This is a genomic window from Nonomuraea gerenzanensis (assembly GCF_020215645.1).
GTDB classification, from domain to species: domain Bacteria; phylum Actinomycetota; class Actinomycetes; order Streptosporangiales; family Streptosporangiaceae; genus Nonomuraea; species Nonomuraea gerenzanensis.
This window is the reverse complement of sequence record NZ_CP084058.1, coordinates 3,668,517-3,692,955: the sequence shown is the minus strand read 5'-3', so window position 1 is coordinate 3,692,955 and position 24,439 is coordinate 3,668,517. Positions and strand designations below refer to the sequence as shown.

Genomic DNA, 24,439 nt, shown 5'->3' with positions numbered 1-24,439 from the left:
GCCTGTCTTGCCCGCTAGTGCCCAACTCGCAACTCCGCGACGACCGGGAGATGGTCGCTGGCCCCGGTCAGATCGGCGATCGCGGCGTCCACTCCCCCGCACGACACGACCCGCGTCCCGCGCGCGGCGAACACCCCGTCGATGCGCGCGGAGGGGCCGGCGGCGGGGAAGGTCAGCCCGTCGCCCTCGGGCGCCACGGCGTAGCAGTCGGCCAGCCGCCCGGCCAGGTAGCGCCAGGCGGGCCGCTGGGGATGCTCGTTGACGTCGCCGGCGAGCACGACGGCGGCGCCGTACCTGGCCGCCACGCCCTCCATCAGCTCCACCGCCTCGGCGGCGTGCCGCATCCTGGCCGCGTCGTGGAGGTCGAGATGCAACGAGCCGACGGCCAGCCGCGCCCCCTCGGCCTGCACCACGGCGACGGCCAGCGCCCGCCGCTCCAGGCCGAGGAACGTGCGCAGCGGGTGGCTCCCCGCGTGCAGCACGCGGGCCCGCCGCCCGACGAGGACGGCCACGCCGCCCACCCTGCCGGGCGTCGCCACCGCCAGCCCCGCCGCGGCGGCCAGCGCCGCGCGCCTGGCCCGCCACCGGCCGAACCTGGGCGCCTCCTGCACGCACAGCACGTCGGCGCGCGCGGCGGCGATGACCCTGGTCAGCGCGGGCACGCTGTCGCGCAGCCCGTGCAGGTTGTACGTGCCGACCCTGACCGTCACGGACGGGTCGTCACGGCCGAGGCTCAGCGCTGCCTGGCCAGGTCGGCGGCTCCCACCACACCGGCGGAGGCGCCCAGCTCGGCCAGCCTGATCTCGGCGAACGGCCGGTGCCCGTGCCCGGTGAGCCGCTCCGCGAAGGCCTGCCTGGCCCGGTCGATGAACAGGTCGGCGGCGCGGGAGACGCCGCCGCCGACGATGAAGCAGCCGGGGTCGAGCACGGCGGCCAGGTCGGCCATGCCCTGGCCCAGCCAGTCGGCCAGGCTGCGGAAGGCGTCGAGCGAGGCCTCGTCACCCAGCCGGGCGGCCTCGGTCACCTCCTCGCCCTCGATCTTGCCGCCGGCCAGGCCGAGCAGTGTGGCGGCCCGCTCCGGCTGCGCCTCGGCGATCTCCCTGGCGTCCTTGACCAGGGCCTGGCCACTGGCGTACTGCTCCCAGCAGCCGACGTTGCCGCACCCGCACAGCCGCCCGCCGGGCAGCACCTGCATGTGCCCCAGCTCGGCGCCCATGCCCCAGCGGCCGCGGTAGAGCGCGCCGTCGATGACGATGCCGCCGCCGATGCCGGTGCCCAGCGTCAGGCAGACCACGTGCGACTGGCCCCTGCCCGCGCCGAACCGGGTCTCGCCCCAGGCCATGGCGTTGGCGTCGTTCTCGATGACGACGGGCAGGCCGACCAGGCCGCTGATCTTCTTCTGCAGCGGCTCCTCGCGCCAGGCCAGGTTGGGGGCGAAGCGCACGACGGATCTGGTCTCGTCCACGAAACCGGCCGCGCCGACGCCCACGGCCTCGATCGTCCTGTCTCTGGACAGCTCGCGGACGACGTCGGCCACCGTGTCGGCGACCACGTCGGGGCGGTCGGCGGCGGTGGGCCTGAGCGTGTGTTCGACGATCTCGCCATTGTCGTCGACCACACCGGCGGCCACCTTCGTCCCGCCGATGTCGACACCGATCGTGAGCATGCCCCGTGTCTCCCTAGTTCAGATCTATGTGTTCCACGTCGTCGCGCCCGTCGTCGCGCCGGTCGTCACGCCGGTCGTCACGCCGGTCCTCGCGCCCGTCTTCCCTGGGCCCGCCGGTGCGCGGCGCGGGCTTGCTCAGCGCGTCGAGCGCGCCCTTGACCGCGGCGAACAGCTCGCCGCCCGCGGCCATCAGGTGCCCGGTCACGTCGCTGCCCGACTCCCGCTGCGCCGCGATCGCCCGGCAGACGGGGCAGGCGCGGCAGATGTACTCGTCGTGCGGCTCGGAGACGGCCTCCTCCCACACGTCCCGCTCCCTGCGGGGGCCGCCGGTGAAGGAGTTGAACACACTCCTGCCGACCTGGCGGGTGGCCCGCCCCTGGATCGAGTCGAACAACTTGCGTGCCTCGTCGGCGACGGTGCCGATCGGGTCTCTGTCCTGGCTCTCGCTCATCTTGGCCCTTCCTGGCGTGCGGGGTCTGGCTCCTCCATGTTCAACTCCTCAGGGCGCGGATTCGCTCCCTGAGCCGAACGGTAGCCCAGACCCCGTCTCCGCCGAGCCCTGCGCGGCGGCCCAGCGGACGCGCAGCACGCCGTCGCGCAGCTCCGCCCCGCTGATCTTCCTGCGGGCCAGCGCCACGGGCAGCGCCAGGATCCGCCGGTACGGCCCGGCGGTGATGATCAGCTCGTCGCCCTTGCGGGCCAGGTCCACGTCGCCGCGGTCGGCGCCGGGCAGGGCCAGCGTCAGCTCGTCGGCGCTCATCCGCAGCGGCGGCTCGACGGCGTGCGGGGCGAACGGGTCGGCCTCGCCGTACATCGCGGCGCCCAGGTCGGCCAGGGCGTCCCTGCCGACGGGCTCGGCGGGCAGGTACGGCACGACGTGCACGGGCAGCGGCGCGAACGACTGCTCCGCCTCGGCCAGCAGCCGGGACTGCGCCGCCACCCAGCGGGCGCGCCACTCGTCGGCGCCCTCCCCGGGGAAGACCCGGTTGGCGATGACGGCGTCGACGCGGTAGCCGTACAGGCTGAGTGAGGTCAGGGTGCGCCTGGCCTCGGCGAGCACCACCGACTCGGGAGTGAGCACGAGGCGCACGGAGGCGTGGTCGCCGGTGAGCAGCTCGCGCACCTCCATCAGGCCGCGGTGGAAGCGCTCGCCGGCGCTCATCACGTCCTCTCCGGGGGCGCTCACGCGGGCCACGCCGCGCACGAACGGCGCGACGAGCCGCACCAGCTTGCGCCCGACCGGCATGAGCCGGCTGACGTGCCAGTCGAGCGCCTCGGGCAGGGCCAGCAGGCGCAGCGTCTCGGCGGTGGGCGCGCAGTCGACCACGATCACGTCCCAGCGGCCCTCGCGGGCGTGCTCGCGCAGCTCCAGCAGGGCGATGACCTCTTCCGCGCCCGGCAGGACGGTGATCTCCTCGGAGGTGATCTGGTCGAGCCCCAGCTCGGCCAGCACTCCCCTGGCGTACTCCTGCAGCTCGCCCCAGTGGCGCTCCAGCGACTTCTGTGTGTCGACCTGGTGCAGGTGCAGGCCGGGCACGATCTCACCCGGCGCCGCGGCCAGCGCGTCGGACAGGGAGTGCGCCGTGTCGGTGGAGATGATGAGCGTCTTGAGGCCGCGCCCGGCGGCGAGCGTGGCGGTGGCCGCGGCGGCCGTCGTCTTGCCGACGCCGCCCTTGCCCGTGAACAGCAGGACCCGCGGGCTCAACTCAGCGGCCTTCGACGCGCTTCTTGAGGCCCTTGAGCGCGGTGTCCACGATCACCTTCTCCGCCTTGCGCTTGATCAGGCCGATCATCGGCACGCTGAGATCGACCGTCAGCTCGTACGTCACCTCGGTGCCACTGCCCGCGCCGGCGAGCCGGTAACTCCCCCGGAGGTCGGAGACCATCTTCCCGGGCTCGGCCACCTGCCAGCGCACGCCGTCACCCTCCCAGGTGTAGGCCAGGGTGTAGGTGTCGCTGATCGGGCCGGCGTCCAGGGCGAACCGCACCGTCTGCGGCCTGCCGTCGGTGTCGGTGCTGAGGACCTCGGCGCGCTTGACCTGCCCGGCCCACTCCGGATAGGAGGGGAAGTCCGCGATCACCGCCATCACGTCGGCCTGCGGGGCGCCGATGGTGATGCTCGAAGTGGTGCGATCAGACATGCGACCACCGTAGTGCACAAACCGCCGACCGCGGCGGACCGCTGCACGGTGCCGGTCAGATCACCATTCGAGGACGTACGGAACCCCCTTCCCCCGGAAATGCCCCACGTTCACACATTCGGTGCGTCCCACCCGGGCTCGCGCGCGCAGGGGGTTGTGCACGTGGCCGAACAGCGCGTAACGCGGCTGGGTGCGCCTGATCGCCGCCAGCGTCGCCTCGCTGCCGCGCTCGAACCGCCGGGCCACCACGTCGTAGAGCAGCTCGGGCAGCGCGGGCGGGATGTGGCAGCACAGCACGTCCACCTCGCCGACGGCCTCGACCTTGGCGGCGTACTCCTCGTCGGTCAGCTCGTGCGGGGTGCGGTACGGGGTCCTGAGCCCGCCGCCCACGAAGCCGAAGCGCAGGCCGCCGATCTCCGTCACCTGGCCGTCGAGCACGTGGTGGCCCGGCCTGAGGTAGTCGGCCCACAGGCGGGGCAGGTCCACGTTGCCGTAGGTGAGGTAGGCGGGGGTGGGCATGGCGGTGAAGAGGGTTTCGTACTGGCCGCGCACGTTCTGCTCGATGTGCTCACGCGGGTCGCCGTCGAGCGTCGCCCACAGCTTCGCCGACATGGCTCTGGCCTCGTCGAACCGCTTGGCCGTGCGCAGCTCGATGAACCGCCTGGCGTTCTCGGCGCCGAACAGGTCGGCGAAGATGCCCTGCGCGTGGTCGTCGTAGTCGACGAACAGGATCAGGTCGCCGAGGCAGATCAGCGCGTCGGCGCCGTCGGCCGCGCGGGCCAGGGCGTCGGCTCTGCCGTGGACGTCACTGACGACATGGACCCTCATGAGGGAGATCCTAAGCCGCCGGATCGGCCGATTCCGGTGCGCGTACCGGCGGGCGACGGCTGCTAGCGTGAGAAACGCCCTTCATAACGCCTCAATGACGGAGCTACCGGCGCGTAACTTAAGGCGGTAACGTCCAGGCGGTCACCGAAGAGGAGTTGAGTTCGTGCGCGAGTACAGCGTCCCCGTCCTGGTCGACGTGCCCGCTTCGGCGGGCCTGGCCGACACCGTCTTCCGGCGCGCCGAGCAGGAGCCGGGCGCGGTCGTGATGCGTCGCAAGGTCGGCACGGGCTGGCCCGTCGTCACCGCGGCCGAGTTCCGCGACCAGGTGCTCGAGGTCGCCAAGGGGCTCATCGCGGCGGGCGTCGAGCACGGCGACAGGGTCGCGCTCATGTCGCGCACCCGCTACGAGTGGACGCTGGTCGACTACGCCATCTGGGCCGTCGGCGCGGTGACCGTGCCGATCTACGAGACCTCCTCGGTCGAGCAGGTCAGGTGGATCCTGCAGGACAGCGAGGCCAAGGCGGCCTTCGTCGAGCTCGACGGGCACGAGGAGACGGTGAGGGAGGCGGCGCCCGAGCTGAAGGCGCTGTGGCGGGTGGACGGCACGCTGGAGACCGGCGACGTCACCGACTCCGAGGTCGACGAGCGCAGGAAGCGGGTCAGCTCCGCCGACCTGGCCACGGTCGTCTACACCTCGGGCACCACGGGCCGGCCCAAGGGCTGCCGGATCACCCACGACAACCTGCTGTTCACCGCGCTCAACGTGCTGCGGGGGCCGCTGGAGCCGCTGTTCGCCCGCAAGGACCCGGCCGCGCTGCTGTTCCTGCCCCTGGCGCACATCTTCGCGCGGATGATCCAGGTCGTGCTCATCGAGGCGGGGGCCGTCATGGCGCACACCCCCAACATGAAGAACGTCGCCCCCGACCTCCAGGACTTCCAGCCGACGTTCCTGCTGGGCGTGCCGCGCGTGTTCGAGAAGGTCTACAACGGCGCCGAGCAGAAGGCCATCTCCGGCGGCAAGGGCAAGATCTTCGCCCGCGCGGTGGACGTGGCGGTGGCCTGGAGCAAGGCGGAGAGCTCCGGCGGCGCGCCGCTCGGGCTGCGGCTGCGGCGGGCGCTGTTCGACAAGCTGGTGTACACCAAGCTGCGCGCGGCCACCGGCGGCCGCCTGTCGGCCGCGGTGTGCGGCGGCTCCGCGCTGGGCGACCGGCTCGGCCACTTCTTCCGCGGCGTCGGCATCGAGGTCTTCGAGGGCTACGGCCTCACCGAGACCTCGGCCCCGGTCTCGGTCAACATGCCGGGCGCCAACAAGATCGGCACCGTCGGCAAGCCGCTGCCCGGCGTCACGCTGCGCATCGACGACGACGGCGAGATCCTGGCCAAGGGCCGCAACGTCTTCCCCGGCTACTGGAAGAACGACACCGCGACCGACGACGTGATCGACGCCGCCGGCTGGTTCCACACCGGCGACATCGGCGAGCTCGACTCCGACGGCTACCTGCGGATCACCGGGCGCAAGAAGGAGATCCTGGTGACGGCGGCGGGCAAGAACGTCGCCCCCGGCCCGCTGGAGGACGCGCTGCGCGCGCACCCGCTGATCTCCCAGGCGATGATCGTGGGCGACGGCCGGCCGTTCGTCGCGGCGCTGATCACGCTCGACCCCGAGGCCGTCCCGGCCGGCGCCAAGATGGCGGAGCTGCGCGGCGACCCCCAGGTGCAGGCGGAGATCCAGGGCGCGGTGGACCGGGCCAACCTGTCGGTGTCCAAGGCCGAGCAGATCAAGAAGTTCGTGATCCTGGACGCCGACATCACCGAGGAGAGCGGGCATCTCACGCCGACCCTCAAGGTCAAGCGCAACCTGGTGATGCGCGACTTCGCCAAGGAGGTCGACGACCTGTACGGCGGGCACTGAGCCCTCCGGCGCCTCGGGGGTCAGGCGGCCCTTGCGGCTGCCTGCTCCGTCGTGCCCTCCGTGCCGGCCACGAGCGCGGCCAGACTGTCGCGGGTCCGCTGGATCTCGGCGAGCTGCTCCTCCAGCCCCGCCAGGCGCTCGCGCAGGTGCCCCAGCGTGCAGGCGTCGAGCACCTCGCCCGAGCCGGACGCGCACGGCAGCACGTCCCTGATGACCTTGGTCGGCAGCCCTGCGGCGAGCAGCGTGCGGATCCGGCGGACGACCGTGGGAGCGTCCTGGTCGTAGCGCCGGTGGCCGCCCTCCCCGCGGTGGGAGGTGAGCAGGCCCTGCTCCTCGTAGTAACGCAGCAGCCTCGGGCTGACGCCGGTCTCCCGCGACAACCCCCGATCCTCATGTGACGCTCCTCACAGCCTGGCGGCTTGAATCTCACATCTATGTGAAGTCCTAGCGTTACGGCCATGAGCGAAATTCCAGTACCTGAGTCCTTTTTCCTCGGTGGCGACCTCAAGGTGAGCCGGATCGGCTACGGCGCGATGCGGCTGGCCGACGGCCCCGAGCCTGCCTTGTCCGCCGCCGAGGCGCACATCTGGCGTCCCCCGGCCGACCGGGCGGGCGCGATCGCGCTCCTGCGCAGGGCCGCCGAGCTGGGGGTCGAGCTGTTCGACACGGCCGACGCCTACGCCCTGGGCGCCAACGAGGAGCTGATCGCCGAGGCGCTGCACCCGTACGCGGGCGAATTGACGATCGCCACCAAGGTCGGCGTGCTGCGCCCGTCGCCCACCGAATGGGTCACCCACGGCCACCCGGCCTACCTGCGCCAGCAGGCGGAGCTGGCGCTGCGCCGGTTGCGCGTGGAGCGCATCGACCTCCTCCAGTTGCACCGCATCGACCCCGCGTACCCGCTGGCGGACCAGATCGGCGCGCTCAAGCAGCTCAGGGACGAGGGCAAGGTGCGCCACCTCGGGCTCTCCGAGGTGGGCGTGGACGAGCTGCGCCAGGCCGCGGAGATCACGCCCATCGCGAGCGTCCAGAACCTGTACAACCTGAGCACCCGCGAGCACGACCCCGTCGTGGACTACACGGCCGAGCGCGGGATCGCGTTCCTGCCGTGGTTCCCGTTCGCGGCCGGCTCGCACGCCGGGCCGGGCAGCCCGCTGGCGGAGGTGGCGGGCGAGATCGGGGTCACGGCGGCGCAGGCGTCGCTGGCCTGGCTGCTGCGCCGCTCCCCCACGGTGATCCCCATCCCCGGGACGTCGTCGATCGCCCATCTGGAGGAGAACGTGTCCGCTCTGTCGATCACGTTGACGGACGACCAGTACGAGCGGCTCTCCCGCGCCGCTCGGTGAGGGCTGCGGGGCGGGCGGCGGCCCGCCGCCCCGGGCCGGGCTCGACGACTCAGGGGGCGGCGCCGCCCCCTGCCAGGCCCATATCGTCAGGCCCATATCGCCAGGCCAGGTCGGCGATGGCGTGGGCACCGCACGATGATGCCGGATTTCGTGCGTTGACAGTCCGAAATGTTGGCTTTTCGATGGGGGAAGGTGAGCGAACTCGGGGGATTCTGACGGGTCCGGCAAGGAGGAATCCACCATGAACCAACGGCCGCCGATCTCACGCCGCCATCTCCTGCTCGGCACCGCCGCCGCGTTCGGCGTCCCGGCGGTCCTGGCCGGGTGCGGCTCCGGCAGCCCCGCCCCCGCGCCCGGCGGCACGGGCGGCGACCTCGGCACGGTCACGATCGGCTCGAACGCCTCCGACGAGATCCCGAAGAAGACCCTCGAAACCGTGGTCAAGGGCTTCACCCAGGCCACCACGAAGATCAACACCGTCGACCACAACACGTTCCAGGAGAACATCAACCGCTACCTGCGCGGCACGCCCGACGACGTGTTCACCTGGTTCGCGGGCTACCGCATGCAGTTCTTCGCCGAGCAGGGGCTGGCGGTCGACATCTCCGACGTGTGGCAGGAGATCGGCGGCAACTACACCCAGGCGTTCAAGGACCAGTCGACCGGCGTGGACGGCAAGCAGTACTTCATCCCGTTCACCTACTATCCGTGGGCGGTCTTCTACCGCAGGAGCCTCTGGCAGGACAAGGGGTACGAGCCGCCGGCCACGCTCGACGAGTTCACCGCGCTGGCCAGGAAGATGAAGGCCGACGGGCTGATCCCGATCGCGTTCGCCGACAAGGACGGCTGGCCGGCGATGGGCACGTTCGACATCCTCAACCTGCGCACGAACGGCTACGACTTCCACATCTCGCTCATGGCCGGCAAGGAGTCGTGGACGGACCCCAAGGTCAAGCAGGTCTTCGAGACCTGGCGGGGGCTGATGCAGTACCACCAGCCGGCGGCGCTGGGCCGTACCTGGCAGGAGGCCGGGCAGTCGCTGGCGCAGAAGAAGACCGGGATGTACCTGCTCGGCATGTTCGTCGCCCAGCAGTTCCCGGAGGCCGACCGTGACGACCTCGACTTCTTCACCTTCCCCGAGATCAACCCGGCGTACGGGACGGACTCGATCGACGCCCCCATCGACGGCTACATGATCTCCGCCAAGGCCAGGAACGCCGACGGCGCCAAGGCCCTGCTCAAGCACTTCGCCCAGCCGTCCTCGCAGAACATCGCGACGGGGCTGGACCCCGGCACGCTGGCCGCCGGCTCGAAGGCCGACACCTCCGGCTACAGCGCGCTGCAGAAGCGCGGCGCGGAGCTGGTGTCGAAGGCCACGCACATCGCGCAGTTCCTCGACCGTGACACCCGGCCCGACTTCGCCTCCACCGTGATGATCCCGTCGTTGCAGTCGTTCGTCAGCGAGCCGGAGCAGATCGACCCCTTGCTGGCGAGCATCGAGAAGCAGAAGGCGAACATCTTCCGCTGATGGCCGTCAAGACCCGTCGCTACTCCGCCCGGGACGTGACCGTCCTGGTCATCGGGCTGGGGGTGGCCATCGCCGTCAACGTGAGCGTCATCTGGGGGCCCACGCTGGCCTCCATCGGGCTGTCGGGCACCGACTGGAACGGGATCGGGCCGATCGAGTGGATCGGCGGGGAGAACTACCACGACCTGTCGGCCGAGTACCCGCCGTTCTGGTCGGCCGTCCGCAACAACGTGTTGTGGCTGGGCTTCCTGGGGCTGGTCGCGACGCCGTTCGGGCTGTTCTGCGCGGTGCTGCTGGACCGGCGGCTGCGGCTGTCGCGCTTCTACCAGAGCGCCCTGTACATGCCGGTCGTGCTGTCGCTGGCCGTGGTGGGCTTCATCGCGCAGCTCGTCTACTCCTCCGACTACGGCGTGCTGAACGCGGTGACGGGGCTGGGCGTGGACTGGCTGGGCGACAGCTCCGTCAACATCTGGGTGGTCATGGTCGCGGCGGGCTGGCGGCACGTCGGCTACGTCATGATCATCTATCTGGCGGGGCTCAAGGCCGTCGATCCGGCGCTGAAGGAGGCCGCGGCCATCGACGGGGCGAACGAGCGGCAGGCGTTCTTCCGGGTGGTGTTCCCGACGCTGCGGCCGGTCAACGTGATCGTGCTGGTGATCACGGTGATCGAGGCGCTGCGGGCCTTCGACATCGTCTACGCCATCAACAAGGGCAGGAACGGGCTGGAGCTGCTGTCGGTGCTGGTCACCGAGAACATCGTGGGCGAGGCCAGCAGGATCGGGTTCGGCTCGGCGATCGCGGTGATCCTGCTGGTGATCTCCATGGGGTTCATCGTCGTGTACCTGTCACAGATGTTCAGGGAGGGGCGATGACCCTCACCGCGCCAGCCTCCGCTCCCCCGGCCCAGGCGCCGCGCGTGCCCGCGCGGCGTCCCGTCCGGCCGCTGCGGCTCCTGCTGCACCTCTTCCTCGTGCTGGTGGCGCTGGGCTGGCTGCTGCCGCTGGCACTGGCCGTGTACGCGTCGCTGCGGCCGTACGAGGAGACCGCCAGGCTGGGGTACGTCTCGCTGCCCGAACGGCTCACGCTCGACTACTACGCACAGGCGTGGACCCAGGCCGAGCTGCCCCGCTACTACCTCAACACGTTGATCATCGTGGTGCCCGCGGTGGTGGTGACGCTGCTGCTGGCCTCCTTCACGGCGTTCGCGATCGCCCGGCTGCGCATCCCGGGCCGCATGACGCTGCTGATCGTCTTCACCGCGGGCAACCTGCTGCCGCCGCAGGTCCTCATCACCCCGCTCTACACCCTCTACACGCTCGTCCCGCTGCCGGCGTGGCTGTCGGACTCGCAGTCGCTCTACGACTCCTACCTGGGGCTGATCGTCATCCACGTGGCGTTCCAGTTCGGCTTCTGCGTCTTCGTGCTGGCCAACTTCATGCGCACGATCCCGGAGGAGATCACCGAGGCGGCGCTGGTGGACGGGGCCGGGGTGTGGAAGCGGTACTGGCGGCTGACGCTGCCGCTGTGCAGACCGGTGCTGGCGGCGCTGGCCACCCTGCAGTTCACCTGGATGTACAACGACTTCCTGTGGGCGCTGGTGCTGATGTCGTCGGGCGACAAGCTGCCCGTGACCTCGGCGCTGAACAACCTGCGCGGCCAGTTCTTCACCGACTACAACCTGCTGGCCGCCGGCTCGATGCTGGTGGCGCTGCCGACGCTGATCGTCTTCCAGCTCCTGCACAAGCAGTTCGTGGCCGGGCTCACGCTCGGCGCCACGAAGGGCTAGAGCAGCTGGTGGAAGCGGGCGGCCACCTGGTCCCACGCCCATGCGCGGGCGATCCAGTCACGGCCGCCCGCGCCCAGCTTGCGGCACTTGTCGGGGTCGGTGAGCAGCTCGACGACGGCCCGCGCCACCTCGCCGGCGTCCTCCCCGTTGACGATGAGCCCGGTCTCGCCGGGCCTGACCGCGTCGGGCGCGCCGCCCGACGCGCCCGCCACCACCGGCAGCCCGGTCGCGGACGCCTCCAGGAACACGATCCCGAGCCCCTCCACGTCCACCCCCTTAAGCCGGGTACGGCACGGCATCGCGAACACGTCCGCCGCCGCGTAGTAGCCCGGCAGCTCGGCCGCCGGCACCGTGCCGGTGAACCTGATCGACTCCCGCCCGGCCGCCAGCCGCTCCAGCGTCCTGCGGTACGGCCCGCCGCCGACCAGCAGCAGCACCGCCTCCGGCACCGAGCGCAGCACCTGGGGCCAGGCCCTGATGAGCTGGTCCTGGCCCTTGCGCGGCACCAGCCGCGACACGCACACCACCACCGGGCGCCCGTCCACCCCCAGCTCGGCCCTGGCCGCGCCGGGGTGGAACTGGGCGACGTCCACGCCGGGCGCGAGCCGTACGAGCTTGCCCGCCGGGATGACGGCGGCCAGCCGCTGGCGCGTGTACTCGCCCAGGTAGGTCACCACGTCGGCGTGCCCGCCGATCCTGCGCAGCACCGCGCGGAAGCCCGGCGAGCCGGCCCACGACGCCTCGTGGCCGTGGGTGAGCATCACCACCCGCCGCGCGCCCGCCCGGCGCAGGCGCGGGGCGAGCAGCCCCAGCGGCGCCGCCGCGCCGAACACCACCGTCCGCACGCGGTGCTCGGCCACCAGCCCGGCCGCCGTGCGCGCGACGGCCGGGGTGGGCAGCATGAGCCGCGTCGGATGCCGCACGATCCTGAACGGCTGACGCCGGTCGAACTCCTCGGCGCCCGGCCAGTCGGGGGCGTAGACCACCACGCCCGGCGTGCGCAGCGCGAGCCCGTGCACGAACGACTGGATGCCGCCCGGCCTGGGCGGGAAGTCGTTCGTCACGATGAGCACACCGGCAGCGCTGTCGCCGGCCGGCCGAGCGGGGTGGGTCACGGCTCGGGGACGCCGTTCAGCTTGGCCCATGCGCGAGCCATGGCGATGCGCTCGGGGCCGGGAGGATGGGAGGCATAGAGCACATATTCCACCGCATCCGGCGACAAGTCGGAAATATTCGCGATGGCGAGCCGTTTCTGCATGGCGATGAACGTGGCCGGGTCCTGGGTCAGATCCAGCGCGTGCATGTCGGCCCTGGCCTCGATGTGCCGGCTGATCACGTTCTGCGCGGGGCCCATGATCAGCGAGCCGATCGTCATGAGGCCCATGACCACGCCGACCGCCCGGGGATCGGTGATGGAGGTGACGCGCGTGCGCCGCCGTACCGAATTGAAGACCAGGAACAGCCCGATCGCGCCGAGACCGGCGCCCAGGGCGCCGATGAGCGTGCCGTACAGCACGTCGTCGTGCTTGGCGTGGCCCAGCTCGTGCGCCACGACCAGCTCCACCTCGCGCTGCGGCGCCTGCAGCAGTGTGTCGTAGACGACGATGCGGCGCGTGGCGCCGAAGCCGGACACATACGCGTTGAGCGCCGTCGTGCGGCGCGAGGCGTCGGCGACCAGCACGTCCTCGACCGGCACGCCGTCACGCTCGGCCATCTCCAGCAGATTCGTGCGCAGCGAGCCCTGCGGCATGGAGCTGAAGTCGTTGAACAGCGGCTCGAACACCACCGGGTAGACGAACGACGTCACCACCGTCAGCACGAACGCGCCGATCGCGGCGGGGATCCACCAGCGCCTGACCTTGCGCGCGAGCGCCACCAGGGCCAGCAGCATGACGCAGAGCAGGACCGCCTCCACGCCCAGGTTCTTCAGCCGGTCGCCGGCCCAGCCGCCCCAGTCCTGGGTGGACAGGCCGTAGTCGCGCAGGATCGTCTCGACCCAGATGGCGAGCGGCCACCTGACCAGCTCGGCGAGCGCGGTGATCACCAGGGCGCCGAGGACCACCCGCGCCCACCACGGGCCCTTCAGCCTGCCCAGCACCTTGGCGCTGAACGGGGTGGCGACCAGGATGCCGGCGACGATGATCGTGAGCGCGAGCGAGAGGTAGCTCGGCAGGGTGGTGGACGCGTCGAACGCCTGCGATCTGGCGATCTGGGCGGCGGTGAAGTCGCGTGCCGGGTCCGGCGGGTCGCCGGTCAGCACCTGCCAGGGGGTGCTGAAGGCGGCCACGGCCACGATCAGCAGGCCCAGCAGGACGAGCGCGATGGCCGCCGGGCGCAACGCGGCTCGGCTGTCGGGGGCTGCTCCTGTCACGGGTACCTCTCCACGATGCCCCGGCGCGGACGGCTCGGCGTCGCCCGCGCTTCCGCTTCCGGGGTGCGCGGCGTCCTCCGACGCGCTTGCGGGGTGCGCGGCGTCCGCCGGCGCGCGTCCGGGGTGTGCGGCGTCCTCCGATTCCGCCGCGTCGCCCCAGTGCTCGCCCGCGCCCCGGCCGCTCGACGCCTCCCGGGAGCCGCCGGAGCCGCTCAGCGCCTCCCCGGCGCCCGCCTCTCCGTGAGCGGTGCGTTCGCTCCGTGCCGTGTCCTCCTCCGGATGGCCGGCCGCGCCCACGGCCGCCAGCGCGCCGTCCGTCACCTCGCCTTCCCGTGCCGCGTCGTCAGTGTCTTCTCGATCGCTCATCTGCCTCCCCCTCATCCGAGCCGCTCCCGCACGTACGCGCGCCACCGTGCGGTCAGCGTGGCGACGGAGAGCCCCAGCGAGGCGAGCGCCCGATCGACGCCTCCGGCCTGGGCCGCACGGTAGAGCCTCACCAGGGTCCCCTCACCGAACCGGTCAGCGAGGAAGCGACACGCCAGCCAGGCCTCCTGGTACGCCCGGGCGAGCCGGTCCGGGTCACGCCCGTCCGCCGCGAAAGCCGCAGGCCCGGGCAAAGCGCTCGGCAGCCGCCCGGCCCGCACCTCGGCCGCCAGTTCGGCGGCGGCCGTCGCCACGGGCAGCCCGGCGTCGCGGTAGCCGACGTAGTCGGCGAACCCCTCGTACAGCCAGACGGGCAGGCCGTCGGTGCCCGCCACGACGTGGGTCAGCTCGTGGGTCAGGACGACGTCCCTGCCGGTGGGGGTGAGCGTGGCGAACGGCTCGGGCACGACGATCACGCGCCGGCCGTCGGCCACGGCGGCCAGCCCGTCTACCCGGCCGACCCCGGCCAGGCGGGCGGCGTCGCGGCTGGACTCCGGCACGACGACGAGGGGGCGTACGGGCCTGCCGAGGACGGCCGAGACCCGCCTGCCCGCGCTGTCGGCCCTGCGTGCCAGCTCGTCGAGCAGGCCGGGCGGCGCGGTGGCCGGGCCCGCCACGGTGGCGCGGGCGCCGCGGCTGACCGCCGCGGGCCGTCCCGGCCACAGGTCGCGCAGCTCGGGAGGCAGGATGGGGGAACCCGGCGGCGGAGTGGCCGCGGCGGGAAGCAGGAGCAGCAGGCCCGCCACCACGGCTCGCCGGCTCACCTGCTCGAACACGATGCCCGATCGTAGTGCCCCTGCCCTGGTGCGGGCGCCGAACGTGCGAGAGCCCCGTCCGAATCCAGGAAATCCTCCAAGAATCCGGACGGGGCTTCTTCACATGCCGGGACGAACCGCGCCGACGAAGGACGATCGGCGCCATCCGCTCAGCTTGTCGATGCGTACCCGCTCGCCTGTCCGTGGCGAGTGGATCATCTTGCCCTTGCCGACGTACATGCCCACGTGGCCGAGCCCGCTGAAGAACATCAGGTCACCGGGCCGCAGCTTGCGCCAGGAGACCTTGTGCCTGGTGCGGGCGAACTGGCTGCTCGCCACGCGCGGGAGCTTGACCCCGGCCTTCTTCCAGGCGAACTGGACGAGACCGGAGCAGTCAAACGAACCAGGCCCTGTGCCTCCGTACCTGTACGGGTCACCGATCTGGTTCTTGGCCACAGAGACGGCCCTGCGGGCCTTGGCTTGCTGCCGAGCGAGCTTGGCTGCCCCTCGCTGGGCTGCCGTGGCCTTCTTGGACGTCTTGGCGGTGGTCTCCGCCTTCACCGTCGTCAGGGCGGCCGTGTCGCTCGTCGTCGCCGCCTGAGCCGTGGGGGCATGGAGGACCAGACCTCCGGCCGTCACGGTCATCGTGAGTGCTACGCCACTCAGGGCAAGGCGGGACAGGCGGGGGTTCTGCAGGGGACTGGACAGGATTGCTCCTTGAGTCTTCCACGAACGCCTACCGGGTTAGCTGACGGATTCGGGCCTGGAAGTCGCCCTACGGCGCGATGGCGCGCCGATTCACCCCTGATCCCTGGGGAACTGGGATCGCTGGGTCCCCGGCTCCGTGCCTCCTGGCTGCACGGATTCGGCAGGCCGCATGCCCGATCGTGTCGATTGGGGATGTCGGGAGCGGCCGGCGGATTCTTATCTCTCACATCGGGAGGGACCGATGCCGGTTCGCGGAGCCATGGCTTGTTCACCGCGACGACGCCAGAAGCTACGCCGAAAGGTCAAGGAACGGCAAAAGGTGAGTCAGGTTGTAAAGATCAGACAAGGAGTGGAGTCAAGGTCGAAACCCCTGCTGGAACACCAGGTTCTGTTACCATAATGTGACCCTGCTCACACTTCGCGAACGCCTTGATTGTCAGGTCCCAAAAGTCACTTAAGTCACATTTGACACACTTCAAACGTGAGCAACGCCACTGGGAGCGCTCCCGACGGATCTACGACGCCGAATCGTAGACGGCAGGCTACGGGCGGACGGCGCCGACCAGGGAGCGCCCGTAGGAGGAGAGCTTGACGACCTTGACGACGTCACCCGTCTGCGGCGCGTGCACGATCTGCCCGTTCCCCGCGTAGATGCTGACGTGCCCGAGCCCCTCGCTGAAGATCAGGTCGCCGGGCTGCAGGTCGTTCAGGTCCACCTTCCGGCTGGCGCCCCAGGCCCACTGCTGCCACGTCGTCCGGGGCAGTGACACCCCTGCCGCCGCCCAGGCCGCCTGCGTGAGGCCGGAGCAGTCGTAGCCGCGCGGCCCCGTACCGCCGTAGATGTACGGCTTGCCCACCTGCGCGTACGCGAACCGCAGCGCCGCGGCGGCGCTGCCCGAGGCGGGCCCGGTGTACTTGATGCCCGTGCTGTTGGGGTTGCCGGGGTTGTAGGCCCCCAGCCTGTCCAGCAGCTTCTTCTGCTGGGCGATCAGCTTGCGGATCTCGGCGCGTTCCTTCTCGACGGCGTCGCGCTCCTCGTCCGCCTCGTCCAGCGCCACCTCGGCCTTGTCGCGCTCGGCCTTCAGGCCCTTGTTCTCGCGGTCGAAGACGGCCAGTTTCTCGGCCCGCTCCTGCGAGAGCTGCCCGGCCACGGCCCAGCCGGAGAGCATGGCGTTGGGGTTGTCGGAGTTGAAGAGGCCGGGCCAGGAGGTGACGTCCTCGCCGAGCTTGTAGCTCTCGACGGCCATCCCGATCACCTGCGCACGAAGGTCCGCGACCGTCTCAAGCTTGCGCTTGTAGCTGTCGTTCAGCTTCGTGTAGGTGCTCTTGGCCTTCTTGTAGCGCTCGTTGGCCTGGTTGAACTGCTCGACGACCTTGTCGGCCTTGTCGTTCAGCTTCTCCAGCTTCGCCTTGGCCTGCGCCAGCGTAGGCCGTGGATCAGCGAGGGCAGCTCCCGTCGGGTACAGCACCAGTCCGAACGCGAGACCCGCGGCCACCGGCACCCGGCCAAACCTCACTGTATCGCCTCCCAGGGATTACACCTGGGGCGAAATAGTACAGAAGTGGCAGGCGGGGTAACGCCAAACCTACCAATTCGTAATTTACGCGCGGCCGAGCCGGCGCAGCAGCAAACCAGACGGAACGGGTCTGGCACCCATCCGCCTGACGGACTCGGCCACCTCGCGGTCGGAGGAGACCACGGCGATGGCCCGGCCGGACGGCTCGGCGCGGACGAGCTGGCGGATGAGGTCGTCGGCGATCTCGCCCGGCGCGCTGAACAGCACCCGCACCCCGCGCGGCGCCACCACCTGCACGGGCGCGTTGAGCTCCGCCCCGTCGAACACCACGGTCACCTCGACCCTGGTCTGCGCCACCAGCCCGCCCAGCGAGGTCATCAGCCGGGTGCGCTGGTCGGCGAGGGTGAGGGTGCCGTAGCCGGTCTTGGTGACGTTGTAGCCGTCGATGATCAGATGCACCTGCGGCAGCGCGAGGAGCTGGTCGAGCAGCTGCGGGTCGTCGTCGGCCAGGGCCCGCGCGGGCACCCCGCGCACGCCGGGCCGCTCGCCGGTGACCGCCGCGACCGAGTCGGCGGGCCGGCTGATCGTGGTGGGCAGGGCCAGCTCGCGGCGCAGCCCCGCCGAGGCGTCCTGGAGCGCGTCGAGCAGCACCCTGATGCGGGCGTCCTCGATGCTCCTGCCCTCGCGGGCGGCCCGGCGCGAGGCCTCGAGCTGCTTCTCCACGTCGGCCAGCCGCTCGCGCAGCCGGCGCAGCTCGGACTCGCCGGCGCTGCCCGCCGCCGTGGCGGCCGACCTGGCCTCCTCCGCCGCCCGCTCGGTCTCCTCGGCCCGCCGCGCCGCGGCCTTGGCCCGCTCGCGGGCGTCGTGCAGCTTGCGGCGCAGGTCGGAGTTCTCCGCGCGGGCCGCCTTGAGCTGCTCGCGCAGCCGGTCGACCTCCTCCTTGGCCGCGCTCTTCTGCGCGGCGAGCTGCTCGCGCAGCCGCGTGACCGTCTCCTCGCGCTCGTGGTCCTCGGCGGCCACCGCCGACTGCTCCAGGTCGGCGCGGGCGGTCTCGATCATCTCCGCCCAGCCGGGCGGCCTGGTCAGGTACGCCGCCGCGGCCACGAGCACGGGGTCGGCGGCCGGGGGCACGTTGCCCTCGGCCAGCGACGCGACCAGCTCCGGCCACCCGGCGGCCACCGACTCGGCGACCAGCTCGCGGAACTTCTTGTCGTTCTCCAGCTGCGCCGCGATCGGCGCGCCCCCCAGCTTGGCCCGCTTGCGGGGGTCGAACTTGGCGATGCCGCGCAGCGGTGGCGGGATGGTGGCAGTGGGCATCGTGCCGAGAACCTGGGAGGCCAGATCCACGACATTGAGCCGCACCTGCTCGGGAAGCGGGCGAGACAGGCCTTCACCCGCTGAACTCATCCCACTTGTCCCTTCGTGACATGCCCTTTCAGACAAGGGTACGGCTGTTGCGTACCTGACCGTAACGGCCGCCCCTGTATGGACAAGCGCTTGCTAGGGGGTATACGACTGACGAAGGGCACATGTCCAACCGGGAGGCCCCTCGTGCCGGAACAGTTGCGCACTTCCACTCGCGACCTGGAAGAACTGCGGAAACGTGCCACCGTCTGGCTCAGCGCCCGCGTCGGCGCGACCGTCTCGGTGTCCGAGATGTCCAGACCGTCGGAAAACGGCCTGTCAAGCGAGACTCTGTTCTTCACCGCCACCTGGGACGGGCGCAGTACGCGCTGCGTGGCCAGGCTGGCACCTGCGGTGGAAGCCGTTCCCGTCTTTCCCTCCTACGATCTGCGGGCCCAGTTTCACATCATGCGGCTGGCCAGGGAAAAAGCTGGGATCCCAGCGCCCAGGGCCCTGTGGTTCGAGCCGGACCCCGGCCCGCTGGGCACGCCCTTCTTCGTCATGGAGCGGGCCGAGGGTGAGGTGCCGCCCGACGTGATGCCGTACACGTTCGGCGGCTGGCTGCACGACGCCTCCCCCGCCGACCAGCGGCGGCTGCAGGACGCCACCGTGGGCGTCGTGGCCGCGCTGCACCGCACCGCGTTCACCCCGCAGGACCTGGCCCCGTTCGGCAGGGCGGGGCTGCGCGCGCACGTCGAGGCGCAGCGCGCCTACTACGAGTGGGCGCACGGCGAGCACCGGATCCCGCTGCTGGAGCGGGCGTTCGGCTGGCTGGAGGCGCACTGGCCGGACGACCCCGGCCCCGACGTGCTGACCTGGGGCGACGCCAGGGTCGGCAATGTGATGTACCGGGGCTTCGACCCGGTCGCGGTGCTCGACTGGGAGATGGCCGCCGTCGGCCCGCCCGAGCTGGACCTCTCCTGGATGATCTTCCTGCACCGGTTCTTCCAGGACATCACGATCGGCGCCGGCCTGCCCGGCATGCCGGAGTTCATGCGGCGCGAGGACATCTGCGCGACCTACCGCGAGCTGACCGGCTACGAGCCCCGCGACCTGGACTTCTACGAGATGTACGCCGCCCTGCGGCACGGCGTCATCATGGCCAGGATCTGGCAGCGCCGGATCCGCTTCGGCGAGCTGCCCCTGCCGGACGACCCCGACGACCTGGTGCTGCACCGGGCCACCATCGAGCAGTTGCTGGCGGGCTACGAGCCGGCGTCGTAGACCAGCAGCGCCACCTGGACCCGGTTGTTGAGGCCCAGCTTGGTGAGGATGCGCGAGACGTGCGCCTTGACCGTGGGCACGCTCATGTAGAGCTCGCGCCCGATGTCGGCGTTGGACTTGCCCTGCCCGACGGCCGTGGCCACCTCGCGCTCCCGCTCGCTGAGCCGGTCGAGCAGCTTCCTGGCGCGCTCGCCCCGCTCCCCCACCCCGCCGTCGGAGACATGGGTGATCAGCTGCCGCGTCACCGCCGGCGAGAGGATCGGCTCGCCCGCGGCCACCTTCCTGATCGCCTGCACGAGGTCACCCGGCGCGATGTCCTTCAGCAGGAACCCGGCCGCCCCCGCCCGCAGCGCCCGCAGCACGTGCGCGTCGGCGTGGAACGTGGTCAGCACTACCACCTCGGGCGGCTCCGGCGTGCGGCGCAGCGTCTCGGTGGCGGTCAGCCCGTCGATGCCGGGCATCCGGATGTCCATCAGCACCACGTCGGGCCGGTGCTCGCCCACCAGCGGCGGCACCTCCGAGCCGTCGCCCGCCTCCGCGACGATCTCGATGTCGGCCACGCCGCCGAGGATCATCGACAGCCCGGCGCGCACCATCGCGTCGTCGTCCACGATGAGCACCTTGATCGGCTCGTCAGCGGTCATGCGTCGTCCTCCCGAGTCGTCTCCACCGGCCACGGCAGCCAGGCGCGTACCAGGAACTCCCCCTCCGGCGTGGCGCCGTGCTCCAGCCTGCCGCCCGCCAGCTCCGCCCGTTCGGTCAGCCCGATCAGCCCGGCACCCGCCCCCGGGATGCGCGCGCCCGCCCCGGGCAGGCGCGCCCCGTGCCGCAGCCCCAGCGGGTTGCGCACCTCCACCGACAACCGCCTGCCCGGCGCACCCTCGACGGTGACGGTCACGGGCGCCCCGCCCGCGTGCTTGCGCGCGTTGGTGAGCGCCTCCTGCACGATGCGGTAGAGGTTGCGCCCCAGCCCCGCGGGCGCGCCGTCGGCCCGCAGGTCGAGCCGCACGTCCATGCCCGCGTGCCGGCACTCCTCGACCAGCGCGGGCAGATCGGCGAGCGTCGGCTGCGGCCGCTCCGGCACCGTGCCGCCGTCGCCGCCGTCGCCCTCGCCCTCGCCCTCGCCGGACGAGGAGTGGCGCAGCACGCCGATCACCTCGCGCAGGTCCTGCAGCGCCAGATGGGCGTTGGTCCTGATCGCCCCCGCCGCCCTGGCGATCTCGACGGGCGGCGCGTCAGGGCGGAACTCCAGCGCCCCCGCGTGCAGGCTCAGCATCGAGATGCGATGGGCCAGCACGTCGTGCATCTCCCTGGCGATCCGCTCGCGCTCCAGCCGCTTGGCCTCCTCGGCGGCGCTGTCGGCCCGCTGCCTGAGCGACCAGACGAGCTGCCGCCTGGCCCTGATCACGATGCCCCACGCGAACACCGTCAGCACGATCGCCACGCCCAGCGCCGCCGCCCACGACCGGTCGAGATCGGTCTGCGGGCGCAGGATGACGTAGGGGGCGAGCGTGAGCAGGTTCAGCAGCGTCACGGGGCCCGAGATCTTGAACGGCCGGTGCACCGCCACCGTGAACAGCGCGACCACCGACGCTCCGCCGATCATCTCCAGGTAGGAGGAGAGCAGGGCGGTGACGATCGCCAGCGCGACGGGCCACCTGCGCCGCAGCCATACCGCCACGCACGACAGCGCCCCCGTGACCTGCTCGATCAGCACCAGCAGCTCGGGCTGGCGCTGCGCGTCGAGCTCCACCAGGGACAGGAACGTCAGGCCGCAGGCCAGCAGGAACATGAGGATGTCGACGATCCAGTCGCGCGTCGAGCGCCGCACGCGCCCGCCCGCGCCGCCGTCGCCGAGCAGCACCGACGGCAGCGCCCACCGATATTCGAAGGTGGTGGCGGCGCCGTCTCCCCGCAGTTCCGTCACGTTCATCGAGGTTAGGCCCTTCCGGCGGTACGGCGACAGCGACCAAAGTCGGTCCCCGCCGAGACCAACGGCCGACGCGGGCCACCGGGCGCCCGCGCGAGGCTTGACGGCATGCAAGCGGTGTTGAAGGTGCTCGGCTGGCTGCTGATCCTGCAAGGGGTCGGCGGCCTGGTGAACGGCCTGCTCGGCTGGTGGCGGTGGGCCCACGGTCTGCTCGTGGTGAATCTGCTGCCGTTCCTGGAGGGATATGCGGTGTTCGCGGCCATCGTGATGGGGGTGCTCGGCTTCGCGTTGATCGCCGTCGCCGAGTCCATGGACAGGGCGGAGGACGGCGAATGAGCGGCCCGGCCACACTGCGCCCGCCGCGCCACCAGGTCGATCGGCGGGCGGTGGCGTGGTGGACGGTGCAGTGGCTGATCCTCATGGTGCCGGTGGCGGGGGCGTCCGTGGCGGCGTACTGGTTCCTCACCTCACGGCCGGGGTGGCTGGGCGCGGTCGTGGGGGTGTTCGCCGCGGGCTGCCTGGTGGTGGCGGTGGTGGCGCCGCGGGCCTCCTACCGGGTGGAGCGGTGGGAGGTCACCGAGCAGGCGGTCTACACGCGCAAGGGGTGGCTGACGCACACCTGGCGGGTGGCGCCGATGTCCAGGATCCAGCGGGTCGACACCGCGCGGGGGCCGGTGCAGCGGCTGTTCGGGCTGGCGGACGTCACGGTGACCACCGCGTCGTCGGCTGGGGCCGTCAAGATCGAGGCGCTGGATCACGAGGTGGCGGCCGAGCTCGCCGAGCGGCTGACCGCGATCACGCAGGCTACTCCGGGGGATGCGACGTGAGGCCGTGGCCCGCCACGCCAGGCAACGCCTCCGCGCGCCGCCCCGCGAGCGGCATGCCCGGCCGCACGCCGTCGGCCGAAAGCGGCGCCTCCAGGCCGGAGGGCGCTGAAGCACGGGCCGGGAGCGGCGCCCCAAGGCCCGAGGGCAGCCCTTCCTGGGCCGAGAGCAGGGCGCCGAGGTCGGAGGGCGGCGTGGCTCGGATCGAAGGCGGCGTCCCCGGGCCGTGGGCGGGCGCGGCCGGGCCGGCCCAAGAAGGGGTGCCCCGGGCGGGGGCCGATACCGGTGACGGTGGGTGGCAGGGGCTGGCGCGGCGCAGCCTGTGGGCGTCCGGGGTGAAGTCGCTGGCGATCGTGGCAGGCGTCTCGGCCGGCCTGGTGCGGTTCCTGCTGGGCCGCGACTGGCCCGTGGGCGGGATGGTGGCCGCCTGCGCGGGCGCCGCGGTGCTGGTGATCGCCGCCGTGGTCACGTACGACGTGCTCAGGCTGCGCACCACCAGGTGGCGGCTCACCCCCGACCGCCTGGAGCTGCGCTCGGGCATCACCGTCCGCCAGCACCGCTCGATCCCCCGCGACCGGGTACGCAGTGTCGACCTCCGCGCCGACCCCGTGAACAGGATGTTCGGCCTGACCGTGGTCAAGGTCGGCACGGGCGAGCACGCCGAGGAGGGCGCCGAGCTCAAGCTCGACCCGCTGACCAGACACGACGCCGAGGCCCTGCGCCGCGTGCTGCTGCACCAGGGCGCGGAGGCCGCCGAGGCGGGCGGCGGGCCGCTGGCGGAGCTGAGCTGGTCCTGGGTCAGGTACGCGCCGCTGTCGGTGTGGACGTTCACCGGCGCGGCCGTGGTGCTCGGGGCGCTGTACAAGGCGCTCGACTCGTTCGGGCTCAAGCGGTTCACCACGCGGCTGGCGACCGGCCTGTGGGAGTGGCTGGTGGCGCAGCCGATGGTGGCCGTTCCGCTGCTGCTGGCGGTGAACGTGGTGGTGGGCGTGCTGGGGGCGGTGCTGCTGTTCGCCGAGTCGTGGGGCCGTTACCGGCTGGAGCGGGAGCCCGGCCGGCTGCGGGTGCGCAGGGGGCTGCTGACCAGCCGGTCGCTGACGCTGGAGGAGCGCAGGCTGCGCGGGGTGGAGCTGAACGAGCCGCTGCTGCTGCGGCTGGGCGGCGCGGCCCGGCTCAGGTCCATCGCCACCGGGCTGGGCAAGAGCGCCGAGGGCGAGACCGAGGACGTGGCGGCGCTCACCCCGCCGATGCCGCGCGCCCAGGCGGTGCGCGTGGCCGCCGCGATCGCCGGCGCCGACGTGCCCGGGCTCGCCGCAGGACCCACGGCAGCCCGGCACAGGGCACCCGGGCCCACGCCCACGCCCGCCCAGCACAGCGCACCCGCGCCCGCACCCGCGGCCCGGCACAACGCGCCCGCGCTCGCGGCACACCCCGCGGCGGCCCGGCGCAGGCGGCTCGTACGGGCGGCGGTGGCGGCACTGGTCACCGCGTCCATCACCGCACTGGCGACGGGGACGGCCCCCGGCCTGGCGACGGCCACGGGTACGGCGCTGCCGTGGGCGCAGGTGAGCGGCTGGGTGAACACGCGGCTGGGCGGCTGGGTGTGGCTGGCGCCCGTGGCGGTGCTGGCGTACGGATTGTGGCTGGCCGTGGCGAGCGCCGCGAGCCTGGGGCACGCGCTCGGCCCCCGCCATCTGATCGCCAGGAGGGGCGCCGTGGTGCGGCGCACGATCGCGCTCGACCGCAAGGGCATCTCCGGCTGGACGATCACCGAGACGTACTTCCAGCGCCGCTCCGGCCTGCTGACGGTCTCGGCCACGACGGCGGCGGGCCGGGGTCACTACGACGTGGTGGACGTGGGCCGCGGCGAGGGCCTCGACCTGGCCGCGCGGGCCGTACCCGGGCTGCTCGAACCCTTCCTGTCCCGGGAAAAGCAATGAGCCGCGTGATCCCCCACGGTTTGCCCATGCCCCTGTACTGGACAAACATGATCGCGCGGCTCAGGTGCTTGCAGACATAACCGTATTTGTCCCGCTTGCAACCGGGTTGCAGCCGCATTAACCGTGGCGGCAAATC

General features: G+C 71.9%; 24 protein-coding genes and 1 riboswitch. Of the genes, 9 read left to right on the top strand and 15 right to left on the bottom strand.

Annotated elements, in window-relative coordinates; all coding sequences use genetic code 11:
* Positions 1 to 14: 14 nt before the first annotated feature.
* Genes LCN96_RS17745 through LCN96_RS17720 form a run of 6 tightly spaced genes read right to left on the bottom strand, consistent with a single transcriptional unit; the run spans position 15 to position 4,635 of the window.
* Complete coding sequence (locus LCN96_RS17745; protein WP_225273808.1) at positions 15 to 710, bottom strand: endonuclease/exonuclease/phosphatase family protein; 696 nt, start codon at positions 708 to 710, stop codon at positions 15 to 17.
* A gap of 23 nt (positions 711 to 733) precedes the next feature.
* On the bottom strand, positions 734 to 1,666 hold the full coding sequence (locus LCN96_RS17740; protein ID WP_225273806.1) for an ROK family glucokinase: 933 nt from the start codon (positions 1,664 to 1,666) through the stop codon (positions 734 to 736).
* A 13-nt stretch (positions 1,667 to 1,679) separates the two neighbouring features.
* A complete protein-coding gene (locus LCN96_RS17735; RefSeq protein WP_225273804.1) occupies positions 1,680 to 2,117 on the bottom strand; it encodes a DUF5304 family protein in 438 nt (145 codons plus the stop codon).
* A 48-nt stretch (positions 2,118 to 2,165) separates the two neighbouring features.
* Positions 2,166 to 3,371, bottom strand: a complete 1,206-nt coding sequence (locus tag LCN96_RS17730; protein ID WP_225273802.1) for an ArsA family ATPase — start codon at positions 3,369 to 3,371, stop codon at positions 2,166 to 2,168.
* 1 nt (position 3,372) lies between these two features.
* Positions 3,373 to 3,807 (bottom strand): SRPBCC family protein, encoded by a 435-nt coding sequence (locus tag LCN96_RS17725; RefSeq protein WP_225273800.1) that lies wholly within the window; start codon positions 3,805 to 3,807, stop codon positions 3,373 to 3,375.
* Between the two features lie 60 nt (positions 3,808 to 3,867).
* Entirely contained in the window at positions 3,868 to 4,635 is a 768-nt protein-coding gene (locus tag LCN96_RS17720; RefSeq protein ID WP_225273798.1) for a metallophosphoesterase family protein, read from the bottom strand.
* A 163-nt stretch (positions 4,636 to 4,798) separates the two neighbouring features.
* Between LCN96_RS17720 and LCN96_RS17715 the strand changes: the two genes are divergently transcribed.
* On the top strand, positions 4,799 to 6,547 hold the full coding sequence (locus LCN96_RS17715) for an AMP-dependent synthetase/ligase (protein ID WP_225273796.1): 1,749 nt from the start codon (positions 4,799 to 4,801) through the stop codon (positions 6,545 to 6,547).
* Between the two features lie 20 nt (positions 6,548 to 6,567).
* On the opposite strand, the gene LCN96_RS17710 is transcribed toward LCN96_RS17715, so the two are convergent.
* Positions 6,568 to 6,927 (bottom strand): MerR family transcriptional regulator, encoded by a 360-nt coding sequence (locus tag LCN96_RS17710; RefSeq protein ID WP_225273794.1) that lies wholly within the window; start codon positions 6,925 to 6,927, stop codon positions 6,568 to 6,570.
* Positions 6,928 to 7,005: 78 nt separating this feature from the next.
* On the opposite strand from LCN96_RS17710, the gene LCN96_RS17705 reads away from it, so the two are divergent.
* The 4 genes from LCN96_RS17705 to LCN96_RS17690 all read left to right on the top strand — a co-directional run bounded on the left by LCN96_RS17705 (position 7,006) and on the right by LCN96_RS17690 (position 11,207).
* Entirely contained in the window at positions 7,006 to 7,893 is an 888-nt protein-coding gene (locus LCN96_RS17705) for an aldo/keto reductase (RefSeq protein WP_225273792.1), read from the top strand.
* A gap of 241 nt (positions 7,894 to 8,134) precedes the next feature.
* Entirely contained in the window at positions 8,135 to 9,421 is a 1,287-nt protein-coding gene (locus LCN96_RS17700) for an ABC transporter substrate-binding protein (RefSeq protein ID WP_225273790.1), read from the top strand.
* Positions 9,421 to 10,293, top strand: coding sequence for a carbohydrate ABC transporter permease (locus LCN96_RS17695; RefSeq protein WP_225273788.1), 873 nt, complete (start codon positions 9,421 to 9,423; stop codon positions 10,291 to 10,293). Before LCN96_RS17700 ends, LCN96_RS17695 begins: the two co-directional genes overlap by 1 nt.
* Positions 10,290 to 11,207, top strand: coding sequence for a carbohydrate ABC transporter permease (locus LCN96_RS17690; protein ID WP_225273786.1), 918 nt, complete (start codon positions 10,290 to 10,292; stop codon positions 11,205 to 11,207). The genes LCN96_RS17695 and LCN96_RS17690 overlap by 4 nt, the downstream gene beginning before the upstream one ends.
* On the opposite strand, the gene LCN96_RS17685 is transcribed toward LCN96_RS17690, so the two are convergent.
* The 6 genes from LCN96_RS17685 to LCN96_RS17660 all read right to left on the bottom strand — a co-directional run bounded on the left by LCN96_RS17685 (position 11,204) and on the right by LCN96_RS17660 (position 18,298).
* Positions 11,204 to 12,274 (bottom strand): glycosyltransferase family 4 protein, encoded by a 1,071-nt coding sequence (locus LCN96_RS17685; RefSeq protein ID WP_318528364.1) that lies wholly within the window; start codon positions 12,272 to 12,274, stop codon positions 11,204 to 11,206. The two genes, LCN96_RS17690 and LCN96_RS17685, sit on opposite strands and share 4 nt — an antisense overlap.
* A 44-nt stretch (positions 12,275 to 12,318) precedes the next feature.
* Positions 12,319 to 13,944, bottom strand: coding sequence for a M48 family metallopeptidase (locus LCN96_RS17680; protein WP_225273784.1), 1,626 nt, complete (start codon positions 13,942 to 13,944; stop codon positions 12,319 to 12,321).
* 11 nt (positions 13,945 to 13,955) lie between these two features.
* On the bottom strand, positions 13,956 to 14,777 hold the full coding sequence (locus LCN96_RS17675) for a gluzincin family metallopeptidase (protein ID WP_225273782.1): 822 nt from the start codon (positions 14,775 to 14,777) through the stop codon (positions 13,956 to 13,958).
* A 99-nt stretch (positions 14,778 to 14,876) separates the two neighbouring features.
* The gene (locus LCN96_RS17670) at positions 14,877 to 15,401 is read right to left on the bottom strand and encodes a C40 family peptidase (RefSeq protein WP_225273780.1); all 525 of its coding nucleotides are present in this window, start codon (positions 15,399 to 15,401) and stop codon (positions 14,877 to 14,879) included.
* A gap of 73 nt (positions 15,402 to 15,474) precedes the next feature.
* Positions 15,475 to 15,637, bottom strand: a riboswitch (cyclic di-AMP (ydaO/yuaA leader).
* 369 nt (positions 15,638 to 16,006) lie between these two features.
* Entirely contained in the window at positions 16,007 to 16,981 is a 975-nt protein-coding gene (locus LCN96_RS17665; protein WP_225273779.1) for a C40 family peptidase, read from the bottom strand.
* Between the two features lie 84 nt (positions 16,982 to 17,065).
* A complete protein-coding gene (locus LCN96_RS17660; protein ID WP_225273778.1) occupies positions 17,066 to 18,298 on the bottom strand; it encodes an NYN domain-containing protein in 1,233 nt (410 codons plus the stop codon).
* A 234-nt stretch (positions 18,299 to 18,532) separates the two neighbouring features.
* On the opposite strand from LCN96_RS17660, the gene LCN96_RS17655 reads away from it, so the two are divergent.
* Positions 18,533 to 19,609, top strand: a complete 1,077-nt coding sequence (locus LCN96_RS17655; protein WP_225273777.1) for a phosphotransferase family protein — start codon at positions 18,533 to 18,535, stop codon at positions 19,607 to 19,609.
* Here LCN96_RS17655 and LCN96_RS17650 read toward each other — a convergent pair.
* Both LCN96_RS17650 and LCN96_RS17645 read right to left on the bottom strand, forming a co-directional pair.
* Complete coding sequence (locus LCN96_RS17650) at positions 19,591 to 20,253, bottom strand: response regulator (RefSeq protein ID WP_225273776.1); 663 nt, start codon at positions 20,251 to 20,253, stop codon at positions 19,591 to 19,593. The genes LCN96_RS17655 and LCN96_RS17650 overlap by 19 nt on opposite strands.
* Positions 20,250 to 21,536 carry a sensor histidine kinase gene (locus LCN96_RS17645; protein WP_225273775.1) on the bottom strand — a complete coding sequence of 429 codons (1,287 nt, stop codon included), beginning with the start codon at positions 21,534 to 21,536 and terminating at the stop codon, positions 20,250 to 20,252. The genes LCN96_RS17650 and LCN96_RS17645 overlap by 4 nt, the downstream gene beginning before the upstream one ends.
* 111 nt (positions 21,537 to 21,647) lie before the next feature.
* Between LCN96_RS17645 and LCN96_RS17640 the strand changes: the two genes are divergently transcribed.
* From LCN96_RS17640 to LCN96_RS17630, 3 genes are all read left to right on the top strand, one after another.
* Entirely contained in the window at positions 21,648 to 21,875 is a 228-nt protein-coding gene (locus LCN96_RS17640) for a hypothetical protein (protein ID WP_225273773.1), read from the top strand.
* Entirely contained in the window at positions 21,872 to 22,366 is a 495-nt protein-coding gene (locus LCN96_RS17635) for a PH domain-containing protein (RefSeq protein ID WP_225273772.1), read from the top strand. Before LCN96_RS17640 ends, LCN96_RS17635 begins: the two co-directional genes overlap by 4 nt.
* A gap of 191 nt (positions 22,367 to 22,557) precedes the next feature.
* Complete coding sequence (locus LCN96_RS17630) at positions 22,558 to 24,303, top strand: PH domain-containing protein (RefSeq protein WP_263657491.1); 1,746 nt, start codon at positions 22,558 to 22,560, stop codon at positions 24,301 to 24,303.
* Positions 24,304 to 24,439 lie beyond the last annotated feature (136 nt).